The following is a 25,039-nucleotide window of genomic DNA, read 5'->3' as shown; positions in this document are numbered from 1 at the left end:
ACCACGAGGTGCAGGCCGGCCGTGTCACCGCGCAGCGGCAGCCCGTCGAGCGCCCGGACCACCACGTCCCGCCGCCGCGCGTACTCCCCCCGCATCCGCCGGACATGACGGTCCAGATCGCCGCGTTCCAGGAGGAGCCGCAACGCATCCTGCGGCACCACGGCCGTGCGGTCGTTCAACTCCTCTCGGCGCAGCGCGACCCGCCCCACCACGTCGGGGCGGCCCACGAGCCAGCCGACCCCCATGTCCGCCGTGAGGATCTTGGCCGTCGTGCCCAGGTAGACGACCACGTCCGGGTCGAGCCCGTAGAGCGCGGGCAGCGGCGCGACGTCGTAGCGGAACTCGCCGTCGTAGTCGTCCTCGGCCACGAGCGCCCCGTTGCGCCGCGCCCACGTCAGCAGAGCCTGGCGGCGCGGGACGGGCAGGACGCCGCCCATCGGGAACTGGTGCGACGGCGTCGTGTAGACGAGACGCAGATCGTCCGGGAGGGCCTCGACGACGAGGCCGTTCTCATCGACCGGGCACGGCACCAGCTCGGCGCCGCGTCCCGCCAGGACCGCGCGTGCCCGCCCATAGCCGGGCTCCTCCACCCCCACCCGGTCGCCCGGCTCCAGGACCGCCGCCGCCAGCAGATCGAGCCCGTTCGTCGCGCCCCGCGTGACCAGGAGCCCGTCCACAGGGCAGGTCACGCCGCGGCTGCGCCTGATGTAGTCGGCCAGAGCGACACGCAGCCCCGGCAGACCATGCGGATCCTGACGCTGCTGAGGCGGCATCGCGGACGCGAGACGCCATGCACGCCGCCACGCGGGGGTGTCGAGTGCCCCGACCCAGGCGAGACCGGGCCTCAGGTCGATCTCGTGTGGGGCGGCCGTCCTTCGCACGGACCTCGGCATCACCGTCCGGGGTTTCGATACAGGCGGCGCGGCGACACCTTCGGTCACGTACGTTCCCGACCCATGGCGGCCTTCCAGCCAGCCCTCCGCGTACAACTGCTCGTACGCCTCGGTCACGACCGTCCGGCTCACGCCCAGCAAACCGGCCAGCGCCCTGCTGGCGGGAAGCCGCTCACCCGCCGCCAGACGCCCGTCGCCCATCGCAGTGCGCAACTGGCTGACGAGCTGGGCGCTCATCGGCTCGCCGGCGTCCCTGTCGACGGTGAGTGGCAGGTCTATCGACAAAGTGGTCTCCGGCTATACACATCAAGTGGCCCTACCGACCAGGCCACTCTCTCCATAGCGTAAACGGACATGACCCCACTCTCTTCGACCGATCGCACCCGCCTTGGCAGATACCCCGAACGCTCTAGCAGCGACCGCGCCGTCCTCTACGAGATCCTCGACGACGGCATGATCTGCCACCTCGGCGTCATCATGAACGGCTCGCCGCGCGTCCTCCCCACCGGCTACGGCCGCCTGGACGACACCCTCTACATCCACGGCTCCACAGGGGCCAGCAGCCTGATGTCCGGACCGTCCCAGGACATCTGCGTCACCGTCACCCACCTGGACGGAATCGTCGTCGCCCGGTCCCTGTTCCACCACTCCATCAACTACCGCAGTGCCGTCATCTACGGGACGCCCCGCCTCGTCACCGAAACAGACGAGAAGCTGGCCGGCCTCCGCGCCATCACCGAGCAACTTGCCCCCGGCCAGTGGGACGTGGCACGCCAACCCACCCGCAAGGAACTCGCCGCCGCCGCCGTACTGGCCCTCCCCATGGACGAAGCGTCCGTCAAGGTCCGGCAGGGCCCGCCAGGCGACGACGACGAGGACTACGAACTCGACATCTGGGCGGGCGTCGTCCCCGTCCACCAGGCGTTCGGCACTCCTACGCCCGACCCCGTCCTGCGCACCGGCATTCCCGTCCCGGGCCACATCGCCCAGCGCGTGACCTCGTAAATCGATGCGCCTCGATGCCCCGCGCAGTCGTCCATGGCCGTAGGGTGAATCCATGAACGAGCGGCTGGTCTGGATTGACTGCGAGATGACTGGACTCGACCTGCGCAACGATGCGCTGATCGAGATAGCCGCGCTGGTCACCGACAGCGAACTCAACATCCTCGACGAGGGCGTCGACGTGGTCATCAAGCCCCCGCCGGAGTCGATCACGCAGATGTCCCAGGTCGTCCGTGACATGCACACGACGTCCGGGCTCCTCGAAGCCCTCCCCGGCGGCATCACCCTCTCCGAGGCCGAGGACATCGTCCTCAACTACATCAAGGGCCACGTCAAGGAGGCCAAGAAGGCCCCCCTGTGCGGCAACTCCATCGCCACCGACCGCTCGTTCCTCGCCCGCGACATGCCGACCCTCGACGGCCACCTGCACTACCGCATGGTGGACGTCTCGTCCATCAAGGAACTGGCCCGCCGCTGGTACCCGCGCGTCTACTTCGCCAGCCCGGAGAAGAAGGGCGGCCACCGCGCCCTCGCCGACATCACCGAGAGCATCCAGGAACTGCGCTACTACCGCGCCGCCGTCTTCGTCCCGCAGCCCGGACCCGACTCGGAGACCGCCCGCGCCGTGGCCGCCAAGGTCGCCTCAGGCTGACCCACACCCGCGGAGCCGCTACACTACTGGGAGCCGGGACCCGATCCCGGCCACGGTGGGTGTAGCTCAGCTGGCAGAGCACTTGGTTGTGGTCCAAGATGTCGGGGGTTCAAGTCCCCTCACTCACCCCAGGCTAGAAGCAGAGAAAGCCCTGGTCACCGCAAGGATGACCAGGGCTTTTCTCTGTCCTGCGTCGGGCTCCCGCTCTCGGATGTCCGATTCTGGGAGCAGTCTGGGAGTGATCTCGTCTCAGAGTGCCCTGTGTTCGGCCAGCGGAGCGTCCAGGATCGGCGCGCCGGACCAGGGTGCCGGTCTGGCCCGCTCCGCCAAGGCGTCCTCCCAGAGATTCTGGAGAGCCAGGGTTCGGTCGCCGCCCTGGCCTTGCTGATACATTTCCGGGATCAGGTCGTCGTGACGGCGGTGAGGACGCCGACCGAAACGCGGAAGTGGAAGTCCCCCTTTGCTCCCGCGACGACAACCAGCCAGTTGTCGGGGCCGGTCTGGAACACCTGGCGGCCCTTGACCCGCTTCGGGTGCTGCGGCAGGTGCATCAGCGCGGCCTCAGCGGCGAGGCGGCGGGCCTGCTCGACGTCGGGCCCGGCCGGTCGCGTTGCGGTCAGGGACCACTGGATGGACTGCCCTTTGGTGACCTTCTCCTCGATCAACACAAACCACTGGTTGGGCGAGACCGGTTGCCGCTGTTCCATATACCGATGGTGCCGTGCACGCCGGCCTCACCGCCAAGGGCGGCCCGACAGCCGCCGGCCAGAGTCATCGCGCAATGTCGGGGGTTCGAGTCCCCTCACTCACCCCAGACGGGGCCCTGGTCGTCGCGTAGGCGGCCAGGGCTTTCACGTATCCGCGGCGGCTCAGCCCTGTCTCGTCAGGAGCCATAACAGCGCCGCCACCAGGCCGCCGAACATCGCCAGGCGGCGGAACTCCCCGAACGTCGCCGTGCGCAAGGCGCCGACCCCCGCCTTCGTCTTCCGCAGGTCCGTCAAGGCGCGCCGCCACCGGGCGAAAGCCGCACCCATCAGCCCTGTGCACACCAGGGCCACCGCCACGTAGATGGCTGCTGAGCTGTTCATCGACGCACGATCCCATCGGACACTGGGGTCGTTTGCGCCGTATGTCACTTTTGGTGCCGTCCGGATCCGGCTATCCCGGCCGAGCTTGATCGTCCCGTCCATCGACGCCAGAAGATCAGCCCGTTATGCTCCCACCCTATAAATGTCAACCCAAGGGCAACGGATGAGTGTCGACGAGACGGCCCCCCTGCGCGTACTCGTGGTGGACGGTGACCCGAAAGTCCGAGCGGACGTGACCACCCTCCTCGACGCCAGCGACGAACTCCACGTCGTCGCCGAGGCGCCCGATCCCACGGCGGCCCTCCCCCTGGCCGAACGCCTGCGCCCCGACATCGTCCTCCTCAGCGCGGACTCCGCCGCCCACACCACCCCCTTCAGCCACGCCTCCCGCGTCTTCGTCCTCGCCGCCCCGGACCACCCGGCCGTCCAGGACGCCCTCCACGCCGGCGCCTGCGGGCACCTCGTCCCCGGCTCCTTCACCGTCCCCGACCTCATCCGCGGCGTCCGCCACGCCTCCCGCACCTCCCTCGGCCTGTCCGCCCGCGAATCGGAGGTCATGGACCTCATCGCCACCGGCCGCTCCAACGGCGAGATCGCCCGCCAGCTCTTCCTCAGCGAGAAGACCGTCAAGAACCACGTCAACCGCATCTACGCCAAGCTCGGCGTCAGCTCCCGAGCCACCGCCATCGCCCTCTGGCGCGGCATGATGAGCGTCCTGCCCGCCCGGGACTAAACCGGTTCGCACTGGTCCACGGCTCCTGATAATGTTCTTCCTGTCGCAAGGGACCCCCCGGACCAGGGCCGGTCCCCCATTGACAGGCGCCGTTAGCTCAATAGGCAGAGCAGCAGACTCTTAATCTGCGGGTTCGGGGTTCAAGTCCCTGACGGCGCACCCACGACTACCAGCGACGGCGTCCCTTACGGGTGTCGTCGCTGTCTTCGTATTGGGGCCGGACTCGGGCCCACCTGCCCCTAGGTTCCGGCCGCCGTCGTCTCCGGTGGGGCGGCGGCCTCGCTCCGTTGCGGCCCGTTGGTTCTTGAGGGTTTCGTAGGGGCGGTGGTCGCGTCTATGGTCGGCGACTTAGCGTATTCGCGTGCACAGCTGAACGTCAGCGAGTAGGAGCCGACGACGGGGGGCTTCGTGGCGGAGTTCGATTACGTCATCGTCGGGGCCGGACCGGCGGGGTGTGTGCTGGCCAATCGCCTCTCCGCGGACCCGGATACCACAGTGCTGCTGGTCGAGGCGGGTGATCGGGATACCGACCCGCTGATCGCCATGCCGGCGGGGTTCGCCCAGTTGCTCGGTGACCCGGCCACCGTGTGGCATCACCCGACCCGCCCGTTCGGGCCGGCGCGGGAGGTCGAGCACTGGGTGCGGGGGAAGGTGCTCGGCGGGTCCAGCTCCGTCAACGGCATGGTCTACAACCGGGGCAGCCGCGCGGATCACGACGCGGTCGAGGGGCTCGGCAACCCCGGGTGGGGCTGGGACGACATGCTGGCGGTGTTCCGGCAGATCGAGGACAACCCGCTCGAAGCATCCGATGTCCGCGGTGCCGGCGGGCCGCTGCGGGTTTCCACCGCCGACGGCGCCGACCCGCTGCTCGAGGACGTGATCACCGCAGGCACCGAACTCGGCTGGCGGCGGACGCGGGACCTCAACGAGACCGACGGGGAGCGCATCGGCTACGCCATGGCCACGATCCGCGACGGGCGGCGGGTCAGCGCGGCCACCGCGTTCCTGCATCCGGTCGAAGACCGGGCTAACCTCACGGTCGCGGTGCGCACGCTCATCGACCGGGTGGTGCTCGAGGACGGTCGTGCGGCCGGCGTGCGGGGGCGGCGGGACGGGCGTGACTTCGAGGCCACCGCCGCCCGCGAGGTGATCCTCTGCGGCGGCGCGATCGCCACCCCCAAGATCCTGCAGCTGTCCGGCATCGGTCCCGCCGGGACGCTGCGGTCCGCCGGGGTCGGCGTCGTCCTGGACAGGCCGAACGTGGGCGCACGGATGCGCGAGCATCGCGTGCTGCAGATGCAGTTCCGGCTCACCGAGGACCTCGGGTACAACCGGCTGCTGAGCACCGAGGAGGGCCGGCAGGCGGCGATGCTGGAGTATCAGGCGAACCGGCGGGGGGTGCTCGCGGCGCCGTCCTTCGACATCGTCGGGTTCGTCAAGACCCGGCCCGGCCTCGGCCGCCCGGACGCGCAGTTCCAGATCACGCCGTTCTCGATCGCGCCGAGGGAGCAGGGCGCGGCACTGGAGATCGAGCGGGAGCCGGGCATGATGGGCATCGGCTACGCCCTGCGTCCCGACAGCCAGGGCAGCATCCGGATCACCTCGGCCGATCCCGACGCCCCGCTGGACATCGACGCCAACTACCTCGCCACCGAACACGACCGCACGACGACGGTGGGCGTCTTCCGCGCCTTGCGCCGCCTGTTCGGCACCAGTCCGCTCGCCGAGCGGATCGAGCGGGAGACCGTTCCCGGTCCCGCCGTCGACGCCGATCAGGAGATCCTGGACTTCGGGCTGACCGTGGGAAGCGCCGGCTACCACGCCGTCGGCACGTGCGCGATGGGCCCGGACGACGATGACGTGGTCGATTCGCGGTTGCGCGTCCGCGGCGTGGCCGGCCTCCGCGCCGTGGACGCCTCGGTGCTGCCCACCATGGTCTCCGGCAACCTCGCCGGCCCGGTCTCCGCACTGGCCTGGCGCGCGGCCGACTTCATCCTGGACGGCCGGTAGCCGGTCTTCCGGGTTACTGCTGCCTGGCGAAGAACTCCAGGAGTTCGGGGGTGAGGGCTTGGGCGGAGACATCGTGGGCCTGGTTGTCCAGCAGGCGGTGGGTGGCGCCCGGGATGGTCTGGGCGACGGCCGTTCCGGCGTCGCGCATCCAGGCGGGGCTGAGGGCGCCGTTGAGGACGAGGGCGGGGCGCCCGATCGAGGCGGCCGTCCGGGCGGGAAGGGCGTTGCCGGGGCCCATCACCTCCGCCTCGTAGGCCAGGGTGCGGGCGAGCCGCTCCATCTCCGTCCAGGACGGATCGGCCCGCATCGCGGCCACCGCCCCGGCGGGTACCTCGGCGGCCCGGACCATGAACAGCTCCACCGCGTCGCCCGGTGCCCCCGCGTCCACCAGGGCGGTGAGGCGGGCGGCGAAGTCGCGCGGCAGGGCGGGGGCGCCGGCACCGACGTGGTACGGCGGTTCCCACAGCGCCAGCCGGGCGATGCCCGGCAACCGGGCGGCGGCCTCCAGCGCGAGCGCCGCTCCGGAGGACCCGCCGAACACCATCGCCGGGGAACCGGCCGCATCGATGACGGCGGCGAGGTCCTCGATCTCCCGGCGCACGGCGTAGGGGCTGGTGTCCCCGCTGTCCCCGCGGCCCCGGCGGTCGTAGTTGACCACCGTGAACCATGGGGACAGCGCCCGCGCCACCTCGGCGAGCGTCGGATGGGACCGGCCGGTGAACGCGCCGTGGACGAGCACGACCACGGGTCCGGTGCCGTCGCGGTCGAACACGATCGTGGTGCCGTCCGCGGAGGTCACCGTGCCGGTCACCGGACGGCCGGGGCCCGTCGCCATCTCAGCCCTCCGGGGAGACCAGGCACAGCGCGGACCACTGGTGGCCGTCGGGGTCGGCGAAGCCGCGCTGGTAGCGGCCGCCGCCGGTGATGGGCTCGCCGACCGCGGCCGCCCCGGCGGCGAGCGCCTTGTCGACGAACTCGTCCACCTCCTGGGGGTTGTCGAGCCCGAGCACCAGGATCACCTCGGTGGTCTTGGCCGGGTCGGCGACCTCGCTCTTGGCGAAGCCGGCGAACGTCGGTTCGGCCAGCAGCATGACCTGGGTGCGCTCGCTGATGACGACGGACGCCATGTCCTCGGTCATGCCGAAGAAGTCGAAGCCCAGGTCGGTGAAGAACTTCTGGGAGCGTTCGAGGTCCTTGACGGGCATGTTGACGAACAGGGTGGTGGCCATTTCCACGGTCCTTTCCTTCGGTCTTCCGCGTCCTTGTGGCCACCACTCTCGCGAACGCGCCGTCCCCGTGGCTTGGACGTGGGCGCCGCGCGATTGACGATCCGTGCCCGGGTGCCGGCTCAGCGGGCCGGGAGCAGATGCGCCCGCCGGTACTCCGCCGGGGGCAGACCGTACGCCCGCCGGAACAGCCGGCTGAAATGCGCCGGGTCGGCCAGTCCCCACCGCGCCGCGACGGTGCTGACGGACCGGTCGAGCAGTGCCGGGTCGGTCAGGTCGCGGCGGCAGCGTTCCAGCCGCCGGTGCCGGATCCACGCCGCGACGGTGGTGTCCTGGGACGCGAACAGGCGGTGCAGCTGGCGCAGCGAGACATGGTGCGCCGCCGCGACCGCCGCCGGGGTGCGCTCCGCGTCACCGAGATTCTGCTCGACGAACGTGTGCACGCGGCGCAGCAGTACCCGGTCGCTGGCCTCCGGTGAGAGCGCCGCGTCCTGCGCCGACCGCTCGGCGACGGTGGCGGCGAGCAGGTCCATCACCACCGTGGACAGCCGGGCGGCGCTGGCCGGCTGGTAGGTGTCCACGTCCTTGGCGACCCGGCTCATCAGCGGTGCGGCCAGCGCCGCGGTGCCGCCGTCGCCCGGTATCGGGACGGCGGTGAGCCGGCGGACCGAGTCGGCGGGGACGGCGAGCATCTCCCGGGCGAAGCTGAAGACCGATCCGGCCGACGCCGCGCGGGCCGAGCTGCGCCGCCTCGATCTGGCCGCGCAGCGGGATGTCCCGGTCCATCCGCACGTCCAGCGGCCCGAGGGCGTCGGCGACGATGCTCAGCCACGCCTCCGCCCGTTCCGCGGCAGGCACGTCGGCGGCGCGAATCAGGATGGCCACCCCCACCTCCCGTACGGTCCGGCCCATCGTAAGACCCGATCCCGGAAGCCCGGACGGACGCGATCCGAACGCCCCGGCCACATCCGGACGGCCGCCGCGGGTGCCCGCCCGTCAGCGAGGAGGCGTTCCCCTTGAGCCGTTACAGCGACGGTCGCCCGCGGCACCGGATCTCCGTTGACGATCGGCGGAATGTCACGCACCGTGCGGCCCCGATGGCGTTGTGCGGCAATAGGAGGAATTGAATGTCGCCGTCCGCGGCAGCGTGATGATTCGGCGGTGATCGCCTGAACGAAAGCCGATTTCGGCGGCACCACCTGCCTCGACGACGCTTGCGATCCGGGCGGCCACCGAAAGTGATCCTTCTCGCCCGGTTCCGGATATACCATTCATGCTTCTGGTTGCCGAATGTGTGCGGCGTTCGCCCACCCGTCTGACTCCCGAGAGGAACTCCAACGATGACCCAGACGTCACCGGGGCCACAGCAGGTCGACGAGGCCAGTACGCGAGAGGTCGACGCGGTGGTGGTCGGTGCTGGGCTGTCCGGCCTCTACATGCTGCACAAACTGCGCGGACTCGGCCTGTCGGTACAGGTCTACGAAAGGGATGCGGGGGTCGGCGGTACGTGGTTCGCGAACCGCTATCCGGGGGCGCGCGTCGATGTGAAGAGCATGGATTACGCGTACTCGTTCGACGCGGAGCTGGAACAGGAATGGGAGTGGACCGAGAAATACCCGGCCCAAGAGGAGCTGCTCAGGTACATCGAGCACGTCGCCGACCGTTTCGACCTGCGTCCGCACATCCGGCTCCGGACCCGGGTGACGGAGGCCGTGTTCGATGAGGGCGCCGGGCGCTGGCGGGTGGGCACCGACCGCGGCGACCGGGTGTCGGCCCAGTACCTGATCATGGCGACCGGCTGCCTGTCGGCGTCCAGGCTGCCGGAAGTACCGGGCCTGGAGGGTTTCCGCGGCGACTGGTACCACACGGCGCAGTGGCCCGAGGAGGGCGTGGACTTCACGGGGAAACGCGTCGCGGTGATCGGCACGGCGTCCTCGGGCGTGCAGGTCATTCCACTCATCGCCGAGCGGGCCGCGCAATTGACGGTTTTCCAGCGCACGCCCAATTTCGTGATCCCCGCGAACAACCATCCGCTCGACCCCGACGACCAGCGGTCGGTGAAGGCCCGCTACGCAGAGGTGCGAAAGGCCAACCGGGAGTCCGGATTCGGTGTCGCGTTCCCCGAGGCGACCAAGGGCGCGATGGAGGTACCGGATCAGGAGCGCCACGACTACTACCGGAAGGTCTGGTACGACAAGGACAACAGTCTCGTCAGTCTGCTCAGCGGCTACAACGACCTGATCCTCAGCAAGGACTCCAACGACACCATCGCGCAGTTCGTCCGTGACCGGATCGCCGAGGTCGTCGAGGATCCCGAGGTCGCCGAGCAATTGCAGCCCTGGGATCACCCCCTGGGGGCCAAGCGCCCGTGCCTGGGCACGAACTACTACGAGACGTTCAACCGGCCGAACGTGAGCCTGGTGAACGTGCGCAAGACACCTCTCACGGAGATAACGCCCGCTGGTATCCGAACATCGGAGAAAGAGTTCGCGTTCGACGCGGTGGTGTTCGCGACGGGGTTCGACGCGATGACCGGCCCGCTCCTGGCGGTCGACATCCGCGGACGCGACGGGGCCCGGCTCACCGAGAGGTGGGCGGAGGGGCCGCGCACCTATCTGGGGCTCGCCGTGGCAGGATTCCCGAACCTGTTCACGATCACCGGCCCCGGCAGCCCGTCGGTGCTGTCCAACATGATGGTCTCGATCGAGCAGCACGTGGAATGGGTGGGCGACGCGATCGCCGCGATGCGGGCCCAGGGCAAGCGGACGATCGAGGCGACCGCCGACGCCGAGGACTTCTGGACCCGGCACGTCGACGAGGTCGCGCAGGCGACGCTCTACCCGACCGCCGACTCCTGGTACATGGGCTCGAACGTGCCCGGCAAACCCCAGGTGTTCATGCCGTATCCCGCCGGCGTCGGCCTGTACCGCCAGACGTGCGACGAGGTCGCCGCCGCCGGCTACAACGGGTTCGAACTCGCCGAATGACACGCGCGGGCCGGGTGCGGCGCGGCAGCGCCGTGCCCGGCCACGCCCCTGCCCCCGCCGCCGGTACCTCCACCGCGGCGCCGGGTACGCGCCCGCTGTGGACCCGCGGACACGTCGACGACCTCGCCGCCGTAGATCAGGCACCCGTCCCCACCGGGGACCCGGTCAGGGTGTCAGGGTCGGGATCAGCATGCTTTCCAGGAACTCGTCCACGTCGGTGGGCGGGGGTGCGATGACGAGCATCATGAAGACCCCCAGGAGCCAGTGGGCGAGGCTGAGCGGGTCCTGGCGGCGGATGCTGCCGGCGTCCATCAGGCTCTGGTAGAGCGGGGCCAGCATCCGCGCCCCCTGCTCGATCATGGGACCGATCTGCGCGGCGATGGCGCGGCCGACGAAGTCGGGTTCGTCGCGCATCACCTTTGCCAGCACCGGGTTGTCCCACGCCTGGCGTAGCAGCGCGGCCAGCGGACGGGTGATCACCTCCGGGCCGTCGGCCTCGGCGAACATCTGCGGGAGCGTGTCGTAGAAGGCGTGCAGGTCCCGCGACAGCAGCAGCCAGGCCGCGTTCTCGACCGAGCCGATCTGCCGGTAGACGGTGCTGCGTGACACTCCCATCTCGCGCGCGATGTCGGCCATCGAGGTGCGTGCCAGGCCGTGCCGGGTCAGGCAGACGGCGGTGGCGTCCAGGCACGGGCGCAGCTCGCTGGCCGGTGGCGGCGGCAGCCGTCGGGCCAGGTCCGGCAGGGAGATCTCAGCGTCCACATGGTCATTATGCCGTTGCCGCGCCCCCCTCTGGACACATGCAACATTCACGTGTCATTGTTCCATCATGGTCGAAAGGAGGCCGGCATGACGGCATCTGATCACCTCGACGGACCAGTGGACGACCGGCCGGCGCCGGGGAGCGATCCCATCGGCCCGAACTCACTGCTGTGGCGGATCGCCGGGGACTCCAGGGCGGCCCTGCCGGGCGGCGCCACCGGGCTTCTGCAGCTGATGTACCCGCCGCTCGGCACGGCCGTGGCCGAGGAGTCGGGCTTCTTCGACGACCCGTTCGGCCGGATCTGGCGGTCGGTCCCGCAGATCTGGGCGACGATCTTCGAGCCGGACGGGCCCGAACGCGCCCGGCGGATCCGCGACCTGCATCTGGGCATCAAGGGCGTGGACTCCGCGGGCCGCAGGTTCCACGCTCTGGATCCCGAGACGTTCTGGTGGGCGCATGCCACGTTCACCTGGCACATGTTCCGCACGGCCGAGTTGTTCTTCCCTGCCGGCGACCTGACCGCCGCCGACCGCGACCGCCTGTACGCCGGGACGGTGGCCTGGTACGCGCGGTACGGGGTGAGCATGCGCCCGGTGCCGCCCGACTACACCGCCTTCCAGGACGCGTTCGACGCCTACTGCGGCGAACGCCTGGAGATGACCGCTCCGGCCGCCCGGTCGATCCAGATCGCCCGCACCGAAGGGATCGGCGCGGTCCCGTTCGTGCCGTCCGTGGCCATCCGGGCGGGCCGGCCGGTACTGCGGCGGCTGGGCACGCTGGTGGCGATCGGCTGCCTGCCCGAGCCGGTCCGGGAGCGGTTCGGCATCGAGTGGACCGTGCCCGAGCAGCGCCGATTCGACCGGATGGCGGCGGTCATCCGCGCCTCCGCCCGGCTGGTCCCGCGCCGCCTCGACCAGTGGCTGCTGCTGACGCAGTTGCGCGCCATCGGCGCCAGGACCCGCGACGACCGCTACCGGCCGGAGAACTGACCGCTTCGCCCGGCGGTGGCGGAAATCTGGCCGACATTGGTGTCGGCCAACCTGAGTGGAGTCGTCATTCGGTGTTGCCGAGGCCCGTCCACAAGAGCCGCATCGCCCCTTCGACCAGCGTCGACCGGGGCATGTCGGGGTGGCGCTCCCACCACTGGGCGACCCCGTCCAGGCCGGTGATGATGAGCTCGACCATCGCTTCGGCGATCGGTTCGCCGGGCTCCACTCCCACCATCCTCATGTCGCCGCCCAGCAGCGCCACCACCGCCCGCGTCCGCGACTCCCGTATGCCCTGCCGGACGGTGCGGATCTCCGGATCGGCGTCGTCGGTGCGGTCGAACAGCAGGCGGCGCGCCTCCGGGCTGGCCTGGGCGAAGCTGAAGTAGGCGTCGATGGTCGAGCGCATCCGCTCGCTGGCCGGCCCCGCCCCGGCGATGCGGGCCCCGACGTACTCGACCAGCGCGGTGTTCTGCTCCTGCATCACCGCCAGCAGCAGGACCCGCTTGGACGGGAAATGGTCGTACAGCACCGTGCGCGCCACCCCGGCCTCCGAGGCGATCTCGCCCAGCGAGGTCGCGTGGTAGCCCTTCCCGGCGAAGATCTTCAGCGCGGCCGCGGTGATCAGCGCCCGGCGGGCCGGGGCCCGCATCCGCGACTTCGGGGGATTGTCCCCCATGGTCTTGACTCCCTCCTCCGGAACGTCCACGCTAACCGACATCAGTGTCGGTAGCGAGGATACGTTCCGGTGCCGTCCGACGCCCCATCTTCGATCACGAGCCCCCGGGAAGGAACATCATGGCCAACTTCGGGACCACCGAGGTCCTCATCATCCTGATCGTCCTGCTCCTGCTCTTCGGTTCCACCAAACTCCCCAAGCTGGCGCGCTCTCTCGGCAGATCCGCCCGCATCCTCAAAACCGAGACCAAGGGGCTGTACGACGACGAAACACCACACGACCAGGCCGATGCCGCCGCACCGGCGCCCGGCCCCCGCCGGCAGCAAGAGCAAGCGGCGCACCCACCACGCCGGCAACCCCAAGGACCTGGCCAGGCCGCACTCCCTCCAGGGCGACGCGTCCACGAGACCCCGTTCCCAGAGCCTCACTCCCACCGGACCTGAGGCCGCCCGCCCGCCCGCGCGTCACGGCACCCCGCGCGTCACGGCACCCCGCGCGTCACGGCACCCCGGGCGTCACGGCACCCCATCGGCGAGGCGGGCGGAGAGAGCGCGGATGCGGTCGATGAGCTCGGGCGGTTCGTGCACCTCGAACTCGATGTCCATCAGCGCGACCCAGACGGCGAGTTCGTCAAGGCTGTTCGAGCCGCTGGACAACCTGCATTTCCGCTCGTCGATCGGCTCGATCGTCCCCGTCGTGGCCGGCATGTGCTGCGCGACGACCTCGGCCGGCGCATGCATCGTGAAGCGGCCCTGGTACCGGTACGGCGCGCTGGAGATCGCCCGGGACATGTAGGCCGCCAGGTCGGAGTCGGGCGGCTCGCGAGGGGCGAACCGGGGTCCGTTCGGCGTCCGCAGGCTGAGGCGGTCGACCCGGTAGGTGCGCCAGCCGGCGCGGCCGGCGTCCCAGCCGAGCAGGTACCAGTGCCGTCCCGAATGGACGAGCCGGTAGGGCTCGGCGGCGCGGACGCCGTCCCGCCCGTCGTGCGTCCGGTAGTCGAACCGCAGGGTCTCGCGGTCGCGGCAGGCGGCGGCGATCGCGGTCAGGGACGCCGGGTCCACCGCCGAACCGGCCCGTCCCATCGGGACGGTCATCGACTGCAGCGCGTGGACGCGATGCCGGAGCCGGGACGGCAGCACCCGCTCCAGCTTGGCCAGCGCCCGCAGCGAGGTCTCCTCGATCCCCGACACCGAGCCCCCGGCCGCCGTCCGCAGCCCCACCGCGACCGCGACCGCCTCGTCGTCGTCCAGCAGGAGCGGCGGCAGGTCCGTGCCCGCGCCGAGCCGGTAGCCGGGCGCGCCCGCCGTGGCGTGCACGGGATAGCCGAGCTCGCGCAGCCGCCCGACGTCGCGGCGGACGGTCCGCGCGGTCACGCCGAGCCGCTCCGCCAGTTCCACGCCCGACCACTCCCGGTGGGTCTGCAGGAGCGAGAGCAATCTGAGCAACCGGGCCGATGTCTCCGACATGTCCTCCAGATTGCCTCACTCCTAGGACCGATCCTGTCCTAACTCGTTCCTAGCGTGTTCTCCATGACGCTCAACACGGAGATCAGCCCGTTCCGCATCGACATCCCGCAGTCCGCGCTCGACGACCTGCACGAGCGGCTGGAGCGCACCCTCTGGCCCGACGAGCTGCCCGGCGTCGGCTGGTCCTACGGCATCCCGGTCGCGTACGTGCAGCGGCTGGCCGAGTACTGGCGCACCGGGTACGACTGGCGCGAGCACGAGGCCGCGCTCAACGAGTACCCGCAGTTCACCACCGAGATCGACGGGCAGAACATCCACTTCCTGCATGTGCGGTCCCCCGAGCCGGACGCGCTGCCGCTGGTCATCACCCACGGCTGGCCCGGCTCGGTCGCCGAGTTCACGAAGGTCATCGGCCCGCTCACCGACCCGCGCGCCCACGGCGGCGACCCCGCCGACGCCTTCCACGTCGTCGCCCCGTCGATCCCCGGCTTCGCCTTCTCCGGCCCGACCCGCGAGACCGGCTGGGACCTGAGCCGCGTCGCCCGCGCCTGGGCGGAGCTGATGAGCCGCCTCGGCTACGACCGCTACGGCGCCCACGGCGGCGACAGCGGCTCGGTCGTCTCCCCCGAACTCGGCCGCGTCGCCCCGGACCGGGTGGCGGGCGTGCACGTCAACGGCGGGCTCGGCTTCCCGACCTTCGACCCCGCCGAGATGGAGGGCCTCACCGAGGCCGAGCAGGCCCGCATGCGGCTGTACGCCGACGACGACCGCTCCGGCTACGCGGTGATCCAGGCCACCCGGCCGCAGACCGTCGCCTTCGGCCTGCACGACTCCCCCGCCGCCCAACTGGCCTGGATCGCGGAGAAGTTCAAGGAGTGGACCGACCCCGCGCACGACCTGCCCGAGGACGCGGTCGACCGCGACCAGATGCTCACCGACGTGACGATCTACTGGCTGACCCGCACCGCCGCCTCGTCCGCCCGGCTCTACAAGGAGGGCTCGGCGCAGTGGGGGGCGCCGGTCGAGCGCTCGGAGGTCCCGCACGGGGTCGCGGTCTTCCCCGGCGACGGCGGGATCCGGCGCATCGCCGAGCGCGAGCACCACGTGATCCACTGGTCGGAGGTCGACCGCGGCGGCCACTTCGCCGCCATGGAGGCCCCCGACCTGCTGGTCGACGACGTCCGGGCGTTCTTCCGGAAGGTCCGCTGACCACCGGCCGCTGACCCGGCCGGGGCGAAGGGGCGGCCGGGTCAGGGGCCTTCGACGGTGACCGCGCCGGACTGCGGGTCATGGGACCCCAGGGCGACGAGCCCCCCGTAGTCGTACTCCGGACGCCGCCCCAACTTGAGGTGGACCGACCACACCGTGCCCCAGGCTCCGGGCGGTTCGTCCCGGAGCGCCCCGGCGAGGGCGTCCAGCGCGCGCCTCCGGTCGTCGCTGATCCCGCCGGGGCCGGCACGCCGCTCGTCGCCGCTTCGCACGTCCCAGCTGTACAGGCCGACGGTCCACGCGGTGCCCCTTGTCGCCGTCAACAGACTCCCCCGGTTTCTGCGACTGCCCCCGTCCGGCGGCCGGGGACTCTCCCCTTCCCCCGGCCGCCGGGCCGGCGCACCGCACGGGCACGCCGGGACGGCCTTCCGGAGGCGGGCCGCGGAATCGCTGGTTGCGCGTGCTTCACCCGTCTCGAACAGACGGCCCGTCCCCCCACCTGGGACGGCCTGCCCCCATCCGGCCGGGCCCCATTGTGGCCAGTCCGCCACAGACCGCACATCGGTAGAAGAACCGATGCGCATACCGATTGGGAGCCATTCACGAAACGGGGGTAGCCGTCCGTGGCACCTTGACTACACTCCAAGAGACCCCCTGGTAGCCGTGCGGACGGTGTAGCTGAGTGGAGGCGGCCTTGTCGCTGAGCGCGACGCTGGAACGACAGACGGGAAGACTGCCCGCGGAACTCACCAGCTTCATCGGCAGGAAGGCGGAGCTGGACCAGGCACGGCGGCTCATCGACGGCCACCGGCTGATCACGCTGACCGGGCCGGGTGGCGTCGGCAAGTCCAGGCTCGCGGTGCGCACCGCCGGCCTGGTGCGCGACGCCTTCCCGGACGGCGTGTCGTTCGTCGCCCTCTCGGGGCTGACGGAGGCGTCCCTGCTGGCGCAGACGGTCTGCGACGCCCTCGGGGTCGGCGAGCGGGGCGGCGAGCCCGCCGTCACCCGGCTCACCGACCATCTCGCCGACCTGCGGCTGCTGCTCGTCCTCGACACCTGCGAGCACCTGGTCGACGAGTGCGCGATGCTGGCGGAGGCGCTGCTGCAGGCCGCCCCCGAGCTGCGCATCCTGGCGACCAGCCGCCAGCCGCTCGACGTCATGGGCGAGTACACCTTCCGGGTCGCGCCGCTGGCCCGGCCCGAGGCGCACTCCGGCCGCGGTCCGGCCGGCTCGCCCGGTGCGTCCGGACCGAACGGCTCGGACGGCTCGGACGGCTCGGACGGCTCGGACGACGAGGAGTGCGACTCGGTCAAGCTGTTCACCGAACGCGCCGCCGCGACCGTCCAGGGCTGGACGCTCAGGCGCGACGACCGCGAAACCGTCATCCGCCTGTGCGACCGCCTCGACGGCATCCCGCTGGCGATCGAGCTCGCCGCGGTGCAGCTGCGGGCGTTCTCGCTCGACCAGGTGCTGGGCCGCCTCGGCACCCACCTGTTCCAGGTCCGCGGGAGACGCACCGGCCTGCAACGCCACCAGACCCTCCGCGCGACGGTCGACTGGAGTCACGAACTCTGCTCGGCCGAGGAGCGGCTGCTGTGGGCGCGGCTGTCGGTGTTCGCCACCGACTTCGACCTGGACGGCGCCGAGCAGGTCTGCTCCGGCGGCGGCCTGGACACCGAGGACATCGTCGATGTGCTGACCGGCCTTCTGGAGAAGTCGATCGTCCAGCGCGCCGACCGCGGCGGCCGCGTCCGCTACCGGATGCTCGACACCCTGCGCGAGTACGGCGCCGAGCGCCTCGCGTCGCATGGCGAGGGTGAGCAGGACCGGCTGCGCCATCGCTGCTTCGGCTGGTACGCCGGGCTCCTGGACCGCGCCCGCGCGGAGCTGCCCAGCGCGGCGCAGGCCGACTGGCTCGAATGGTTCGGCTGCGAGCGCGCTAACATCCGCGCGGTGCTCGGCCACGTCCTGCCGACCGGCGACGAGGACGCGATCCGGGCGGCCATGTGCGGCCTCGGCCGGCTCTGGGCGGTGAACGGCGTCCTCGGCGAGGGCCGGCACTGGATGGACAGGCTGCTGGAGACCCGCGACACGACGGGCCCGGGCTGGACGAACCTGCTCACCGTGGCCGCGTTGACGATGACCCTCCAGAACGACCTCGGCGTGGCCGGTGAACTGCTTGGGCGTGCGCTGGCGCAGGCCAGGGCGGAAGGCGACCGGAGCGGCATAGCGGACGCCCTTGGCGGGCAGGGCGTCGCCGCCCTGTTCGCGGGCGACTTCGACCTGTCGCTCCAACTGCTGGGCGCCGCGGACGACGTGTACCGCGAGACCGGCCACGACGACCTGTTCAGGCTGCTCAGCGAGGTGTTCCGGAGTCTGGCCTACCTGTCCAAGGGCGACCTTCCCGCGGCCATCACGCACGCCGGCCGGGGCATCGCGCTCGGCGAGGAGCGCGGCGAGCTGTGGGTCCGCTCCTACGGCATGATCGCGTCCGGGATCGCGCGCTGGCTCAGCGGCGGGCTCGACGAGTCGATGCGGCAGCTCCGCGAGGCGCTGCGCGTGAAACGCGACCTGGACGACGGGCTGGGCGTGACGCTGGCGCTGGAGGGGATCTCCGGATGCCTGTGCACCCGCGGCGAGTACGTCCGGTCCGCGACGCTTCTCGGGGCGGCCGACCGGATGCGCGAGTCGACCCAGACGTCCTGGTTCGGCCCCCACCACACCGTCCTCCGGGAGATATACACCGACCAGTCGGTGCAGGCCCTCGGGCAGGAGCGCTTCCGCGCGGCGTTCGAGGCGGGCGAGCGGATGCCCCTGGCGCAAGCCATCGACGACGCTCTCGGCGAGTCCGCCGCCGCTTCCGGCGAGCCGGCGGGCACGGCGGACGAGGCGGCCCGTCCGCTCACCGAACGCGAATTCCAGGTCGCGGCCCTGGTGGCCGAAGGGCTCTCCAACCGTGACATCGCCGAACGCCTGACGATCGCCAAACGCACCGCCGACTCGCACATCGAGCACATCCTCACCAAACTCGGCTTCTCCTCCCGCGCCCAGATAGCCGCCTGGATCACCACCCAGGACGCCCAGCCCCACTGACGCACGAGTTCGGGGCGGGTGTGCCGGTCTCACGGGGTGATCACCACGAGGAGGCCGCACAACCCTTGACGCCGGGCGATGACTATGCGCTTAGTTATATAAGGCGTCAGGAGGAGGAGAGCATGCGTACAGGCATCGTGGTCACGGCGCAGCCCGGCGTGGAGGAACTCGCCGTCCGGGCCGAAGAGCTGGGCTTCAGCAGCTTCTGGGTCTACGACACCCCGATGCTCCACGGCGATCCGTTCGTGGCGCTGGGCCTGTGCGCGAAGGCCACGAGCCGCATCAAGCTCGGCATCGGCGTGACGTCGCCCGCGCTGCGGGCGGTCCCGGCCGCCGCGACGGGGTTCGCGAGCCTCAACGCACTCGCCCCGGGACGGGTCATCTGCGGCATCGGCACCGGGAACACCGCACGCCGCAGCCTCGGGATGCCGCCGACGAAGATGGCCGAGCTCGAATCGTTCACCGGCTCGCTGCAGGACCTGTGCGCCGGACGCTCCGTCGAGTACCGGGAGGGCGACCGGGTCCGCGACATCCGGTTCCTCCACGTCGGCCCCTACGTGAACACCGCCGACCCCATCGAGTTCGTGGTGGCCGCGTTCGGGCTGAAGGCCGCCGCCGTCGCGGGCCGCCGCGGCACCGGCATCATCTCCTTCGGCCTCCTGGACCCCGCGGCCTGGCGCGCGTTCGACGGCACGCGCCGGGAGGCCGCGCAGGCCGCGGGCACACCCTGCGACGTGGACTCGTACGTGATGACCTCGCTGCACGTCCTCCGCGAAGGCGAGGACCCGTACGGCGACGCGGCCCGCGACGCCATGGGGCACATCGCGCTGGCGCTGCTGGCCTTCGCCGCCGACAACCCGTCGTTCGCGGAAGGGCTCGACGCCCGGGAACGCGACGCGGTTCAGCGCCTGCTCGACCGGCGGGCCACCACGGCCGCCGACCCGGAGCGGCACAAGGTGCTCTACACGAACTACCTGGGACGCATAGCCCCGGAGGACCGCGACCTGATCCTGCCGTCGCTGGTGGACAAGCTGGCCCTGGTCGGAACACGCGACGACCTCGCCGAACGCGTCGCCGCCATGGAGAGCGCGGGCATCGACGAGATCGTCATCCAGCCGGTGGTCGACCCGCCGGCGGAGATGGCCGAACTCGCCGAGCTCGCCGGCTGACCGGGAGCCGCCGGGTCCGGGGTCGCTAGGGCGCGGGCACCCCCGGAACCGCGACCCGGATGGAGAGCATGCGGGCCTCGGTGGCGGCCTTGCGGGGGCCCTCGTGGAAATCGGGCGCGGCGCAGGCGTACAGCGTCCGGCCGTCGGCGCCGCCGAGGCCGCACGCGTACACCGGCGTGCCCGGCTTGATCTCGTCGGTGATCCGCCCGCCGTCGACCACCCGCACGAGCCGGTCGCCGACGGCGTCGGCCACCCACAGCCCGCCCTCGGCGTCGAGGCAGACGCCGTCGCCGGCGACCTGGAGCCGGGGCAGGATCTCGGCGATGCGCCGGTCGGACGGGAGCGGCCCGAACTCGGCCCACGACCGCCGGTTGGTGAGCGAGCCGTCGGCGGTGACGTCGAACGCGGTGACGCGGTTGCCGAACGTCTCCGCCACCACCAGGACGTTGTCGGGGGTGATGACGCTGCCGTTGGGGAACCACAGGTCGTTCGCCACCCGGGTGACCCTGCCGTCGGGGTCGACGCGGTGCAGCGCGGCCGTCTCCAGCGGGTCGCCGCCCATCAGGTCGAATCCGAAGTCGCCCACGTACGCGTGGCCGTGCTCGTCCACCACCATGTCGTTGGCGTGCCCGGTCGCGTGTTCGCCGAGGTCGGCGTGGACGGCGAGCGTCCCGTCGCGCTCCCTGCGGAGGACCTTGCGGTCCCGCATGGAGACGACCAGCAGGCGTCCGTCGGGAAGCCAGCCGAGCCCGGAGGGCTGCTCGGGCACGTGGGTCTCCACGCGCAGGTCGGAGCCGTCCTCGCGCATGGACATGACGTCGTGCAGGTAGAAGTCGGAGAACCAGAGTCTTCCCTCATGCCAGCGGGGCGCTTCAAGGAAGTGGTAGCCCTCGGCCACAGTGATCGCTTCGGTCATCGTCGTCCTCCTCGGCACGGCGGGCCTCATGCTGCTCGTACGGGTGCCGGCCGGGCGGCCGGCCGCCGTACGATGAATAAGCGCATAGTCACCAGGTTAGGATGCCGGTGTCAAGGGTCACGGGCGGATACCGCGTCGGGACGGCGACGTGCGATGACGTCCCCGCGAGCCGCTTCTGGGACCATGCACGGGACATCGAGGGAGCGAGGGCGCGCGGATGGCCAGACGGCAGGCCCGTTTCACCGCACAGGACTTGGCGGACGACCCCCGGCTGCGGGACCACTCCCCCGACCTCTGGAGGGAGCAGCTCGGGGACGTCCAGCGCCGCCTGCTCACATCGGCCGTGCGCTGCTTCGCCGCGAACGGCTACCACGCGACGACGACGCGCGACATCGCCGAGGGGGTGGGCCTCAGCCCGGCGGCGCTCTACGTGCACTTCCCCTCGAAGGAACTCGTCCTGAACGAGATCATCCGGGTCGGTCACGAGCGGGCTCTGGCCTGCGTCCAGGAGCCGTCGATCCTCGCCGTGGAGGACTCGGCGGACCGGCTGCGCGCCATCATCGCGGCGTACACCGCGTGGCACGCCCGCCATCACGTGGTCGCGCGCGTCTGCCAGATGGAACTCGCCGGCCTGACGGCCGAGCACTACGACGAGGTGCTGGAGCTGCGCCACCGGACCAACGAGTTCTTCCGCGACGCCGTCGTCCGCGGAGTCGCCGACGGGTCGTTCGCCCGGGTCGACGTCAAGCGGGTCACGCGCGCGATGCTGTCGCTGAGCATCGATCTCGTCCGCTGGTACCGGCTCGACGGCGACGACTCGCCCGAGCAGCTCGGCGAGTTCTACGCCGACCTCGCGCTCAGGCTGGTGTCCCCCGACCGCTTCGCGCTCGGTGGTGAGGGCGGCGCCGGCGCCGGGCCGGCCGCTCGCGGCTAACGTTCCGGCCCCGGAATCGGGGCGTCGCGGATCGACGGTTGACAAGCACGGTCCCGACACCTAACTATGCGCTTAGTAAGTTCCGGATCCAGCGGTCAGGTGTCCTGCCCGTAATGGTTGCTGGAGGTTCACCATGCGCGGTCTGATGCAGGACCGGCCTCTCGACACCTCGGTGCTCATGCGCCGGGTCGAGCGGCTCTTCGCCCACAAGCGGGTCGTCACCGCCACGGCGGACGGCGAGACGGCCGCGACCTGGCGCCAGGTGGCCCGCCGCGCACGCCGGCTCGCCGCCGTCCTCGACCTGCTCGACGTCCCGCCTCACGCCCGCGTGGGCACGTTCGGCTGGAATTCCCAGCGGCATGTCGAGCTTTACCTCGCGGTACCGAGCAGCGGCCGGGTCCTGCACACACTCAACCACCGGCTGTTCACCGGCGAACTGGCCTACATCGTCAACGATGCCGAGGACGACGTCCTGTTCCTCGACCGCTCCCTCGTCCCGGCGGTGTGGCCGCTGATGGATCGGGTCCCCACCGTGCGCCACATCGTGGTCATGGACGACGGCGGCACCGAGGACGTGCCCGAGGATCCCAGGATCCTCGACTACGAGGAACTGCTGGACCAGGCCCCTGACGCCGCGCCGCCGGTCGCCCTCGAAGAGGACGGCGCCGCCGGCCTCTGCTACACCTCGGGGACGACGGGCCGCCCCAAAGGCGTGCTGTACAGCCACCGCTCGATCGTCCTGCACGCGCTCATGCTCCTGGGCGCCGACAGCTTCGCGATCAGTGAGCGCGACGTCGTGATGCCGATCGTGCCCATGTTCCACGTCAACGCGTGGGGGCTGCCCTACGCCGCGATGCTCGCCGGGTCCGACCTCGTCCTGCCCGGCCCCGCGATGAACTCCTCCGCGCTCGCCCGCCAGATGTCCCGGCACGGCGTGACCTTCGCGGCCGCGGTCCCCGCGATCTGGCGCGGGCTGCTCCCCCTGCTCAGGGACGCCGACCGCCTATCGCTGCGCAGGGTGGTGTCCGGCGGCAGCCCCGTCCCGGACGCGCTCGCCCGAGCCTGGCACGAGGGCACCGGGATCAGGCTCACCGGCTCCTGGGGCATGACGGAGACCAGCCCGCTCGTCGCGTGCTCGCGGCTCTCCACCGTCCACGGCGGGCTCGACCCCGACGAGCGGCGCGCCCTGCTCGCCACCCCCGGACCGCCCGTCCCCCTCACGGAGCTGCGGCTGGTGGACGACTCGGGCGACGAGGTCGAGCACGACGGCGTGACGCCCGGCGAGCTGCAGGTCGCAGGTCCCACCGTCGCGTCCCGCTACTTCGGTTCCGACCCGGGCGAAGCGAAGTTCACCGAGGACGGCTGGCTGCGCACCGGCGACGTCGCCACCATCGACCCCCACGGCTACGTCCGCATCGTCGACCGCACCAAGGACCTCGTGAAGTCCGGCGGCGAGTGGATCTCCTCGGTCGCGCTCGAGAACGAGATCATGGCGCACCCCGCGGTGCTGGAGGCCGCGGTCATCGGCGTCGCGGACTCCCAGTGGGGCGAGCGGCCCCTCGCCTGCCTCGTCCTCGCGCCCGAGCGGAACCTGGACGAGGCGGGCCTCCGCGCCCACCTGACCGGCCGCGTCGCCTCCTGGTGGATCCCGGAGCGGATATGGACCCTCCCGGAGATCCCCAAGACGGGGACCGGGAAGTTCTCCAAAGCGGCTCTCCGGGAGCGGTTCGCCGCGGCCGAAACCGGGCGGGCGCGCTGATGGCGAACCTGACGTTCGGGCCGGCGGCACCTTCCGCTTCACCCGCGCCGCGGTGCCGCACCTCCGGCGGCAGGGCTCGGGCCAGATGGGCCGCTTCGCCGAACCCTCGGAGATGGCGGGCGCCGTGGCGTTCCTCGCCTCGGAGGAGGCCTCCTACATCACGGGCGCCGTGCTGCCCGTCGACGGGGGCATCTCGCTGTGACACTGACGGACGGAGCACCGATGAACTGGGCAGCGACGCTGCATCCGACGACGACCCCCACGTCCTCCACGTCCTCCACCGTCTTCCTCGACCTGCTGGCCCGCGAGGCGTCACCCGCCGAGTTCGAGGGGCCGCTGCTGACGGCACGGGCGGCGGGCGCGGGCCCCGAGACGCTGGCGGAGCTGGAGGCCGCCCAGCTCGCGGCACTGCGCGTGCGCGCCATCATGCAGCGGTACGCCCGCCGCGAGGCCGAGCTGGCCGCGCTGTTCGACACCGCCGGCGACCTGGCCGGGCTGCGCGACCACGGCGCGGTCCTCGAGGCGATCGTGCACCGCGCCCGGAGGCTGCTGAACGCCGACATCGCCTACCTGACGCTGAACGACGACGAGCGGGGCGACACCTGCATGCGGGTGACCGACGGCTCGGTGTCGGCGGCGTTCCGGCGGCTGCGCATCCCGCTGGGCGAAGGGCTCGGCGGGCTGGTGGCGCAGACCGCGATGCCCTACAGCAGCGACCACTACCTGAACGATCCGCAGTTCCGGCACCGCGACTTCATCGACGACGCGGTGGCCGAGGAGGGGCTGGTGTCGATCCTGGCCGTCCCGATGCGGCTGGGCAGCCGGGTGATCGGCGTGCTGTACACCGCGAACCGCAGCGAGCGGCCGTTCGACCAGGAGAAGGCGGTGCTGCTGGGATCGCTGGCGGCGCACGCCGCCGTGGCCAGCGACAACGCCCGGCTGCTGGAGGAGACGCGGACGGCCCTGGTGGAGCTGGACGAGGCCGGTGCGAAGGTCAGGGCGCGCAGCGCGGCGGTCGAGCGGGCGGCCCAGGCGCACGACCGCATCACCGCCATGGTCGTACGCGGCGGAGGCGCCGGGGACGTGGCCGCCGTGGTCACCGAGGTCCTGGGCGGGACCCTGCACGTCCTGGACGCCGACGGCCGCCCCCTGGCCACCTCCGGCGATCCGGCGCCGTTCACCGAGGACGAGTTCTCCGGTGTCATGGCCGCCGCGCACTCCACCGGATCGCGGGGACGCACGGTGCGCCGCGGGGACCTGTGGATCGTCTCGATCTCCACCGGCGACGAGCTGCTCGGCGCGCTGGTGCTGCGCACGGCGGCGGAGGTGCCCGAGGCCGACCGGCGCATCCTGGAACGCGCCGCGCTGGTCACCGCGCTGCTGATGCTGCTGCGGCGCAGCGCGGCCGAGGCCGAGGCGCGGGTGCGGGGCGAGCTGCTGGACGATCTGCTGGGCGGGCGGGTGGACGGGGAG

24 protein-coding genes, 2 tRNA genes and 1 pseudogene are annotated in these 25,039 nt (G+C 71.5%); 16 read left to right on the top strand and 11 right to left on the bottom strand.

The genetic code is table 11. The features are described 5' to 3' along the window. Positions 1 to 1,178, bottom strand: a 1,178-nt coding sequence (locus tag E1285_RS27965) for a PLP-dependent aminotransferase family protein (RefSeq protein ID WP_243723090.1), incomplete at its 3' end; no start/stop codon positions are given. 69 nt (positions 1,179 to 1,247) lie between these two features. On the opposite strand from E1285_RS27965, the gene E1285_RS27960 reads away from it, so the two are divergent. From E1285_RS27960 to E1285_RS27950, 3 genes are all read left to right on the top strand, one after another. Next, positions 1,248 to 1,898, top strand: a complete 651-nt coding sequence (locus E1285_RS27960; RefSeq protein WP_132157246.1) for a pyridoxamine 5'-phosphate oxidase family protein — start codon at positions 1,248 to 1,250, stop codon at positions 1,896 to 1,898. Positions 1,899 to 1,950: 52 nt separating this feature from the next. Further along, entirely contained in the window at positions 1,951 to 2,547 is a 597-nt protein-coding gene (gene orn, locus E1285_RS27955) for an oligoribonuclease (protein ID WP_132157244.1), read from the top strand. Positions 2,548 to 2,602: 55 nt separating this feature from the next. After that, positions 2,603 to 2,678: transfer RNA gene (locus E1285_RS27950), tRNA-His, on the top strand. 270 nt (positions 2,679 to 2,948) lie between these two features. On the opposite strand, the gene E1285_RS27945 is transcribed toward E1285_RS27950, so the two are convergent. Both E1285_RS27945 and E1285_RS27940 read right to left on the bottom strand, forming a co-directional pair. Continuing rightward, positions 2,949 to 3,254: a hypothetical protein gene (locus E1285_RS27945; RefSeq protein WP_132157242.1), complete on the bottom strand. Its 306-nt coding sequence runs from the start codon at positions 3,252 to 3,254 to the stop codon at positions 2,949 to 2,951. A gap of 162 nt (positions 3,255 to 3,416) precedes the next feature. After that, positions 3,417 to 3,635 carry a hypothetical protein gene (locus tag E1285_RS27940; RefSeq protein WP_132157240.1) on the bottom strand — a complete coding sequence of 73 codons (219 nt, stop codon included), beginning with the start codon at positions 3,633 to 3,635 and terminating at the stop codon, positions 3,417 to 3,419. 163 nt (positions 3,636 to 3,798) lie between these two features. On the opposite strand from E1285_RS27940, the gene E1285_RS27935 reads away from it, so the two are divergent. The 3 genes from E1285_RS27935 (at position 3,799) to E1285_RS27925 (ending at position 6,378) form a co-directional block, all read left to right on the top strand. Next, entirely contained in the window at positions 3,799 to 4,368 is a 570-nt protein-coding gene (locus E1285_RS27935) for a response regulator transcription factor (RefSeq protein ID WP_132157238.1), read from the top strand. Between the two features lie 86 nt (positions 4,369 to 4,454). Then, a tRNA-Lys gene (locus E1285_RS27930) sits at positions 4,455 to 4,527 on the top strand. A 249-nt stretch (positions 4,528 to 4,776) separates the two neighbouring features. Continuing rightward, complete coding sequence (locus E1285_RS27925) at positions 4,777 to 6,378, top strand: GMC family oxidoreductase N-terminal domain-containing protein (protein ID WP_132157236.1); 1,602 nt, start codon at positions 4,777 to 4,779, stop codon at positions 6,376 to 6,378. Between the two features lie 13 nt (positions 6,379 to 6,391). Here the strand turns inward: E1285_RS27925 and E1285_RS27920 are convergent, their stop codons facing one another. From E1285_RS27920 to E1285_RS27910, 3 genes are all read right to left on the bottom strand, one after another. Continuing rightward, positions 6,392 to 7,213, bottom strand: a complete 822-nt coding sequence (locus tag E1285_RS27920) for an alpha/beta hydrolase (protein WP_132157234.1) — start codon at positions 7,211 to 7,213, stop codon at positions 6,392 to 6,394. 1 nt (position 7,214) lies between these two features. Next, a complete protein-coding gene (locus E1285_RS27915; protein WP_132157232.1) occupies positions 7,215 to 7,607 on the bottom strand; it encodes a VOC family protein in 393 nt (130 codons plus the stop codon). Positions 7,608 to 7,726: 119 nt separating this feature from the next. After that, positions 7,727 to 8,296, bottom strand: coding sequence for a helix-turn-helix domain-containing protein (locus E1285_RS27910; protein WP_132157230.1), 570 nt, complete (start codon positions 8,294 to 8,296; stop codon positions 7,727 to 7,729). A 648-nt stretch (positions 8,297 to 8,944) separates the two neighbouring features. On the opposite strand from E1285_RS27910, the gene E1285_RS27905 reads away from it, so the two are divergent. Continuing rightward, on the top strand, positions 8,945 to 10,591 hold the full coding sequence (locus E1285_RS27905; RefSeq protein WP_132157228.1) for an NAD(P)/FAD-dependent oxidoreductase: 1,647 nt from the start codon (positions 8,945 to 8,947) through the stop codon (positions 10,589 to 10,591). Between the two features lie 165 nt (positions 10,592 to 10,756). Here the strand turns inward: E1285_RS27905 and E1285_RS27900 are convergent, their stop codons facing one another. After that, positions 10,757 to 11,353 carry a TetR/AcrR family transcriptional regulator gene (locus E1285_RS27900; protein ID WP_165966791.1) on the bottom strand — a complete coding sequence of 199 codons (597 nt, stop codon included), beginning with the start codon at positions 11,351 to 11,353 and terminating at the stop codon, positions 10,757 to 10,759. 87 nt (positions 11,354 to 11,440) lie between these two features. Between E1285_RS27900 and E1285_RS27895 the strand changes: the two genes are divergently transcribed. Further along, on the top strand, positions 11,441 to 12,343 hold the full coding sequence (locus tag E1285_RS27895) for an oxygenase MpaB family protein (protein ID WP_132157224.1): 903 nt from the start codon (positions 11,441 to 11,443) through the stop codon (positions 12,341 to 12,343). A gap of 64 nt (positions 12,344 to 12,407) precedes the next feature. Here the strand turns inward: E1285_RS27895 and E1285_RS27890 are convergent, their stop codons facing one another. Further along, positions 12,408 to 13,019: a TetR/AcrR family transcriptional regulator gene (locus E1285_RS27890; protein WP_132157222.1), complete on the bottom strand. Its 612-nt coding sequence runs from the start codon at positions 13,017 to 13,019 to the stop codon at positions 12,408 to 12,410. 119 nt (positions 13,020 to 13,138) lie between these two features. On the opposite strand from E1285_RS27890, the gene E1285_RS27885 reads away from it, so the two are divergent. Further along, positions 13,139 to 13,462 (top strand): twin-arginine translocase TatA/TatE family subunit, encoded by a 324-nt coding sequence (locus tag E1285_RS27885; RefSeq protein WP_132157220.1) that lies wholly within the window; start codon positions 13,139 to 13,141, stop codon positions 13,460 to 13,462. A 72-nt stretch (positions 13,463 to 13,534) separates the two neighbouring features. Here the strand turns inward: E1285_RS27885 and E1285_RS27880 are convergent, their stop codons facing one another. Next, the gene (locus tag E1285_RS27880) at positions 13,535 to 14,485 is read right to left on the bottom strand and encodes a WYL domain-containing protein (RefSeq protein WP_165966790.1); all 951 of its coding nucleotides are present in this window, start codon (positions 14,483 to 14,485) and stop codon (positions 13,535 to 13,537) included. Between the two features lie 63 nt (positions 14,486 to 14,548). On the opposite strand from E1285_RS27880, the gene E1285_RS27870 reads away from it, so the two are divergent. Continuing rightward, on the top strand, positions 14,549 to 15,694 hold the full coding sequence (locus E1285_RS27870) for an epoxide hydrolase family protein (protein ID WP_132157216.1): 1,146 nt from the start codon (positions 14,549 to 14,551) through the stop codon (positions 15,692 to 15,694). A 41-nt stretch (positions 15,695 to 15,735) separates the two neighbouring features. Here the strand turns inward: E1285_RS27870 and E1285_RS27865 are convergent, their stop codons facing one another. Next, positions 15,736 to 16,017, bottom strand: coding sequence for a hypothetical protein (locus tag E1285_RS27865; protein ID WP_132157214.1), 282 nt, complete (start codon positions 16,015 to 16,017; stop codon positions 15,736 to 15,738). 371 nt (positions 16,018 to 16,388) lie between these two features. Between E1285_RS27865 and E1285_RS27860 the strand changes: the two genes are divergently transcribed. Beyond that, a complete protein-coding gene (locus E1285_RS27860) occupies positions 16,389 to 18,788 on the top strand; it encodes a LuxR C-terminal-related transcriptional regulator (RefSeq protein ID WP_132157212.1) in 2,400 nt (799 codons plus the stop codon). Positions 18,789 to 18,910: 122 nt separating this feature from the next. Beyond that, positions 18,911 to 19,957 (top strand): LLM class flavin-dependent oxidoreductase, encoded by a 1,047-nt coding sequence (locus E1285_RS27855; RefSeq protein ID WP_132157210.1) that lies wholly within the window; start codon positions 18,911 to 18,913, stop codon positions 19,955 to 19,957. A gap of 25 nt (positions 19,958 to 19,982) precedes the next feature. On the opposite strand, the gene E1285_RS27850 is transcribed toward E1285_RS27855, so the two are convergent. After that, positions 19,983 to 20,873 carry an SMP-30/gluconolactonase/LRE family protein gene (locus E1285_RS27850; RefSeq protein ID WP_132157209.1) on the bottom strand — a complete coding sequence of 297 codons (891 nt, stop codon included), beginning with the start codon at positions 20,871 to 20,873 and terminating at the stop codon, positions 19,983 to 19,985. A 217-nt stretch (positions 20,874 to 21,090) separates the two neighbouring features. On the opposite strand from E1285_RS27850, the gene E1285_RS27845 reads away from it, so the two are divergent. The 4 genes and pseudogenes from E1285_RS27845 to E1285_RS27830 all read left to right on the top strand — a co-directional run. Beyond that, positions 21,091 to 21,807 carry a TetR/AcrR family transcriptional regulator gene (locus tag E1285_RS27845; RefSeq protein WP_132157208.1) on the top strand — a complete coding sequence of 239 codons (717 nt, stop codon included), beginning with the start codon at positions 21,091 to 21,093 and terminating at the stop codon, positions 21,805 to 21,807. Between the two features lie 133 nt (positions 21,808 to 21,940). After that, positions 21,941 to 23,566 (top strand): long-chain fatty acid--CoA ligase, encoded by a 1,626-nt coding sequence (locus tag E1285_RS27840; RefSeq protein ID WP_132157207.1) that lies wholly within the window; start codon positions 21,941 to 21,943, stop codon positions 23,564 to 23,566. 85 nt (positions 23,567 to 23,651) lie between these two features. Next, a pseudogene (locus E1285_RS46810) lies at positions 23,652 to 23,768 on the top strand (SDR family oxidoreductase); the annotation flags it as partial. A 20-nt stretch (positions 23,769 to 23,788) separates the two neighbouring features. Then, positions 23,789 to 25,039: GAF domain-containing protein (locus tag E1285_RS27830; RefSeq protein ID WP_132157205.1), on the top strand; the 1,251-nt coding region annotated here is incomplete at its 3' end.

The sequence above is a fragment of the Actinomadura sp. 7K507 genome (genome assembly GCF_004348425.1).
Taxonomy (GTDB): Bacteria; Actinomycetota; Actinomycetes; order Streptosporangiales; family Streptosporangiaceae; genus Spirillospora.
The sequence above is the reverse complement of the archived record's forward strand: the minus strand, read 5'-3'. Positions and strand labels throughout refer to the sequence as shown.

Coding starts and splice junctions, on each gene's coding strand:
- E1285_RS27915 (WP_132157232.1), bottom strand. CDS start 7,607: ATGGCCACCACCCTGTTCGTCAACATGCCCGTCAAGGACCTCGAACGC.
- E1285_RS27945 (WP_132157242.1), bottom strand. CDS start 3,254: ATGGAACAGCGGCAACCGGTCTCGCCCAACCAGTGGTTTGTGTTGATC.
- E1285_RS27920 (WP_132157234.1), bottom strand. CDS start 7,213: ATGGCGACGGGCCCCGGCCGTCCGGTGACCGGCACGGTGACCTCCGCG.
- E1285_RS27870 (WP_132157216.1), top strand. CDS start 14,549: ATGACGCTCAACACGGAGATCAGCCCGTTCCGCATCGACATCCCGCAG.
- E1285_RS27905 (WP_132157228.1), top strand. CDS start 8,945: ATGACCCAGACGTCACCGGGGCCACAGCAGGTCGACGAGGCCAGTACG.
- E1285_RS27845 (WP_132157208.1), top strand. CDS start 21,091: ATGGCCAGACGGCAGGCCCGTTTCACCGCACAGGACTTGGCGGACGAC.
- orn (WP_132157244.1), top strand. CDS start 1,951: ATGAACGAGCGGCTGGTCTGGATTGACTGCGAGATGACTGGACTCGAC.
- E1285_RS27855 (WP_132157210.1), top strand. CDS start 18,911: ATGCGTACAGGCATCGTGGTCACGGCGCAGCCCGGCGTGGAGGAACTC.
- E1285_RS27880 (WP_165966790.1), bottom strand. CDS start 14,485: ATGTCGGAGACATCGGCCCGGTTGCTCAGATTGCTCTCGCTCCTGCAG.
- E1285_RS27935 (WP_132157238.1), top strand. CDS start 3,799: ATGAGTGTCGACGAGACGGCCCCCCTGCGCGTACTCGTGGTGGACGGT.
- E1285_RS27890 (WP_132157222.1), bottom strand. CDS start 13,019: ATGGGGGACAATCCCCCGAAGTCGCGGATGCGGGCCCCGGCCCGCCGG.
- E1285_RS27940 (WP_132157240.1), bottom strand. CDS start 3,635: ATGAACAGCTCAGCAGCCATCTACGTGGCGGTGGCCCTGGTGTGCACA.
- E1285_RS27960 (WP_132157246.1), top strand. CDS start 1,248: ATGACCCCACTCTCTTCGACCGATCGCACCCGCCTTGGCAGATACCCC.
- E1285_RS27850 (WP_132157209.1), bottom strand. CDS start 20,873: ATGACCGAAGCGATCACTGTGGCCGAGGGCTACCACTTCCTTGAAGCG.
- E1285_RS27895 (WP_132157224.1), top strand. CDS start 11,441: ATGACGGCATCTGATCACCTCGACGGACCAGTGGACGACCGGCCGGCG.
- E1285_RS27910 (WP_132157230.1), bottom strand. CDS start 8,296: ATGCTCGCCGTCCCCGCCGACTCGGTCCGCCGGCTCACCGCCGTCCCG.
- E1285_RS27885 (WP_132157220.1), top strand. CDS start 13,139: ATGGCCAACTTCGGGACCACCGAGGTCCTCATCATCCTGATCGTCCTG.
- E1285_RS27840 (WP_132157207.1), top strand. CDS start 21,941: ATGCGCGGTCTGATGCAGGACCGGCCTCTCGACACCTCGGTGCTCATG.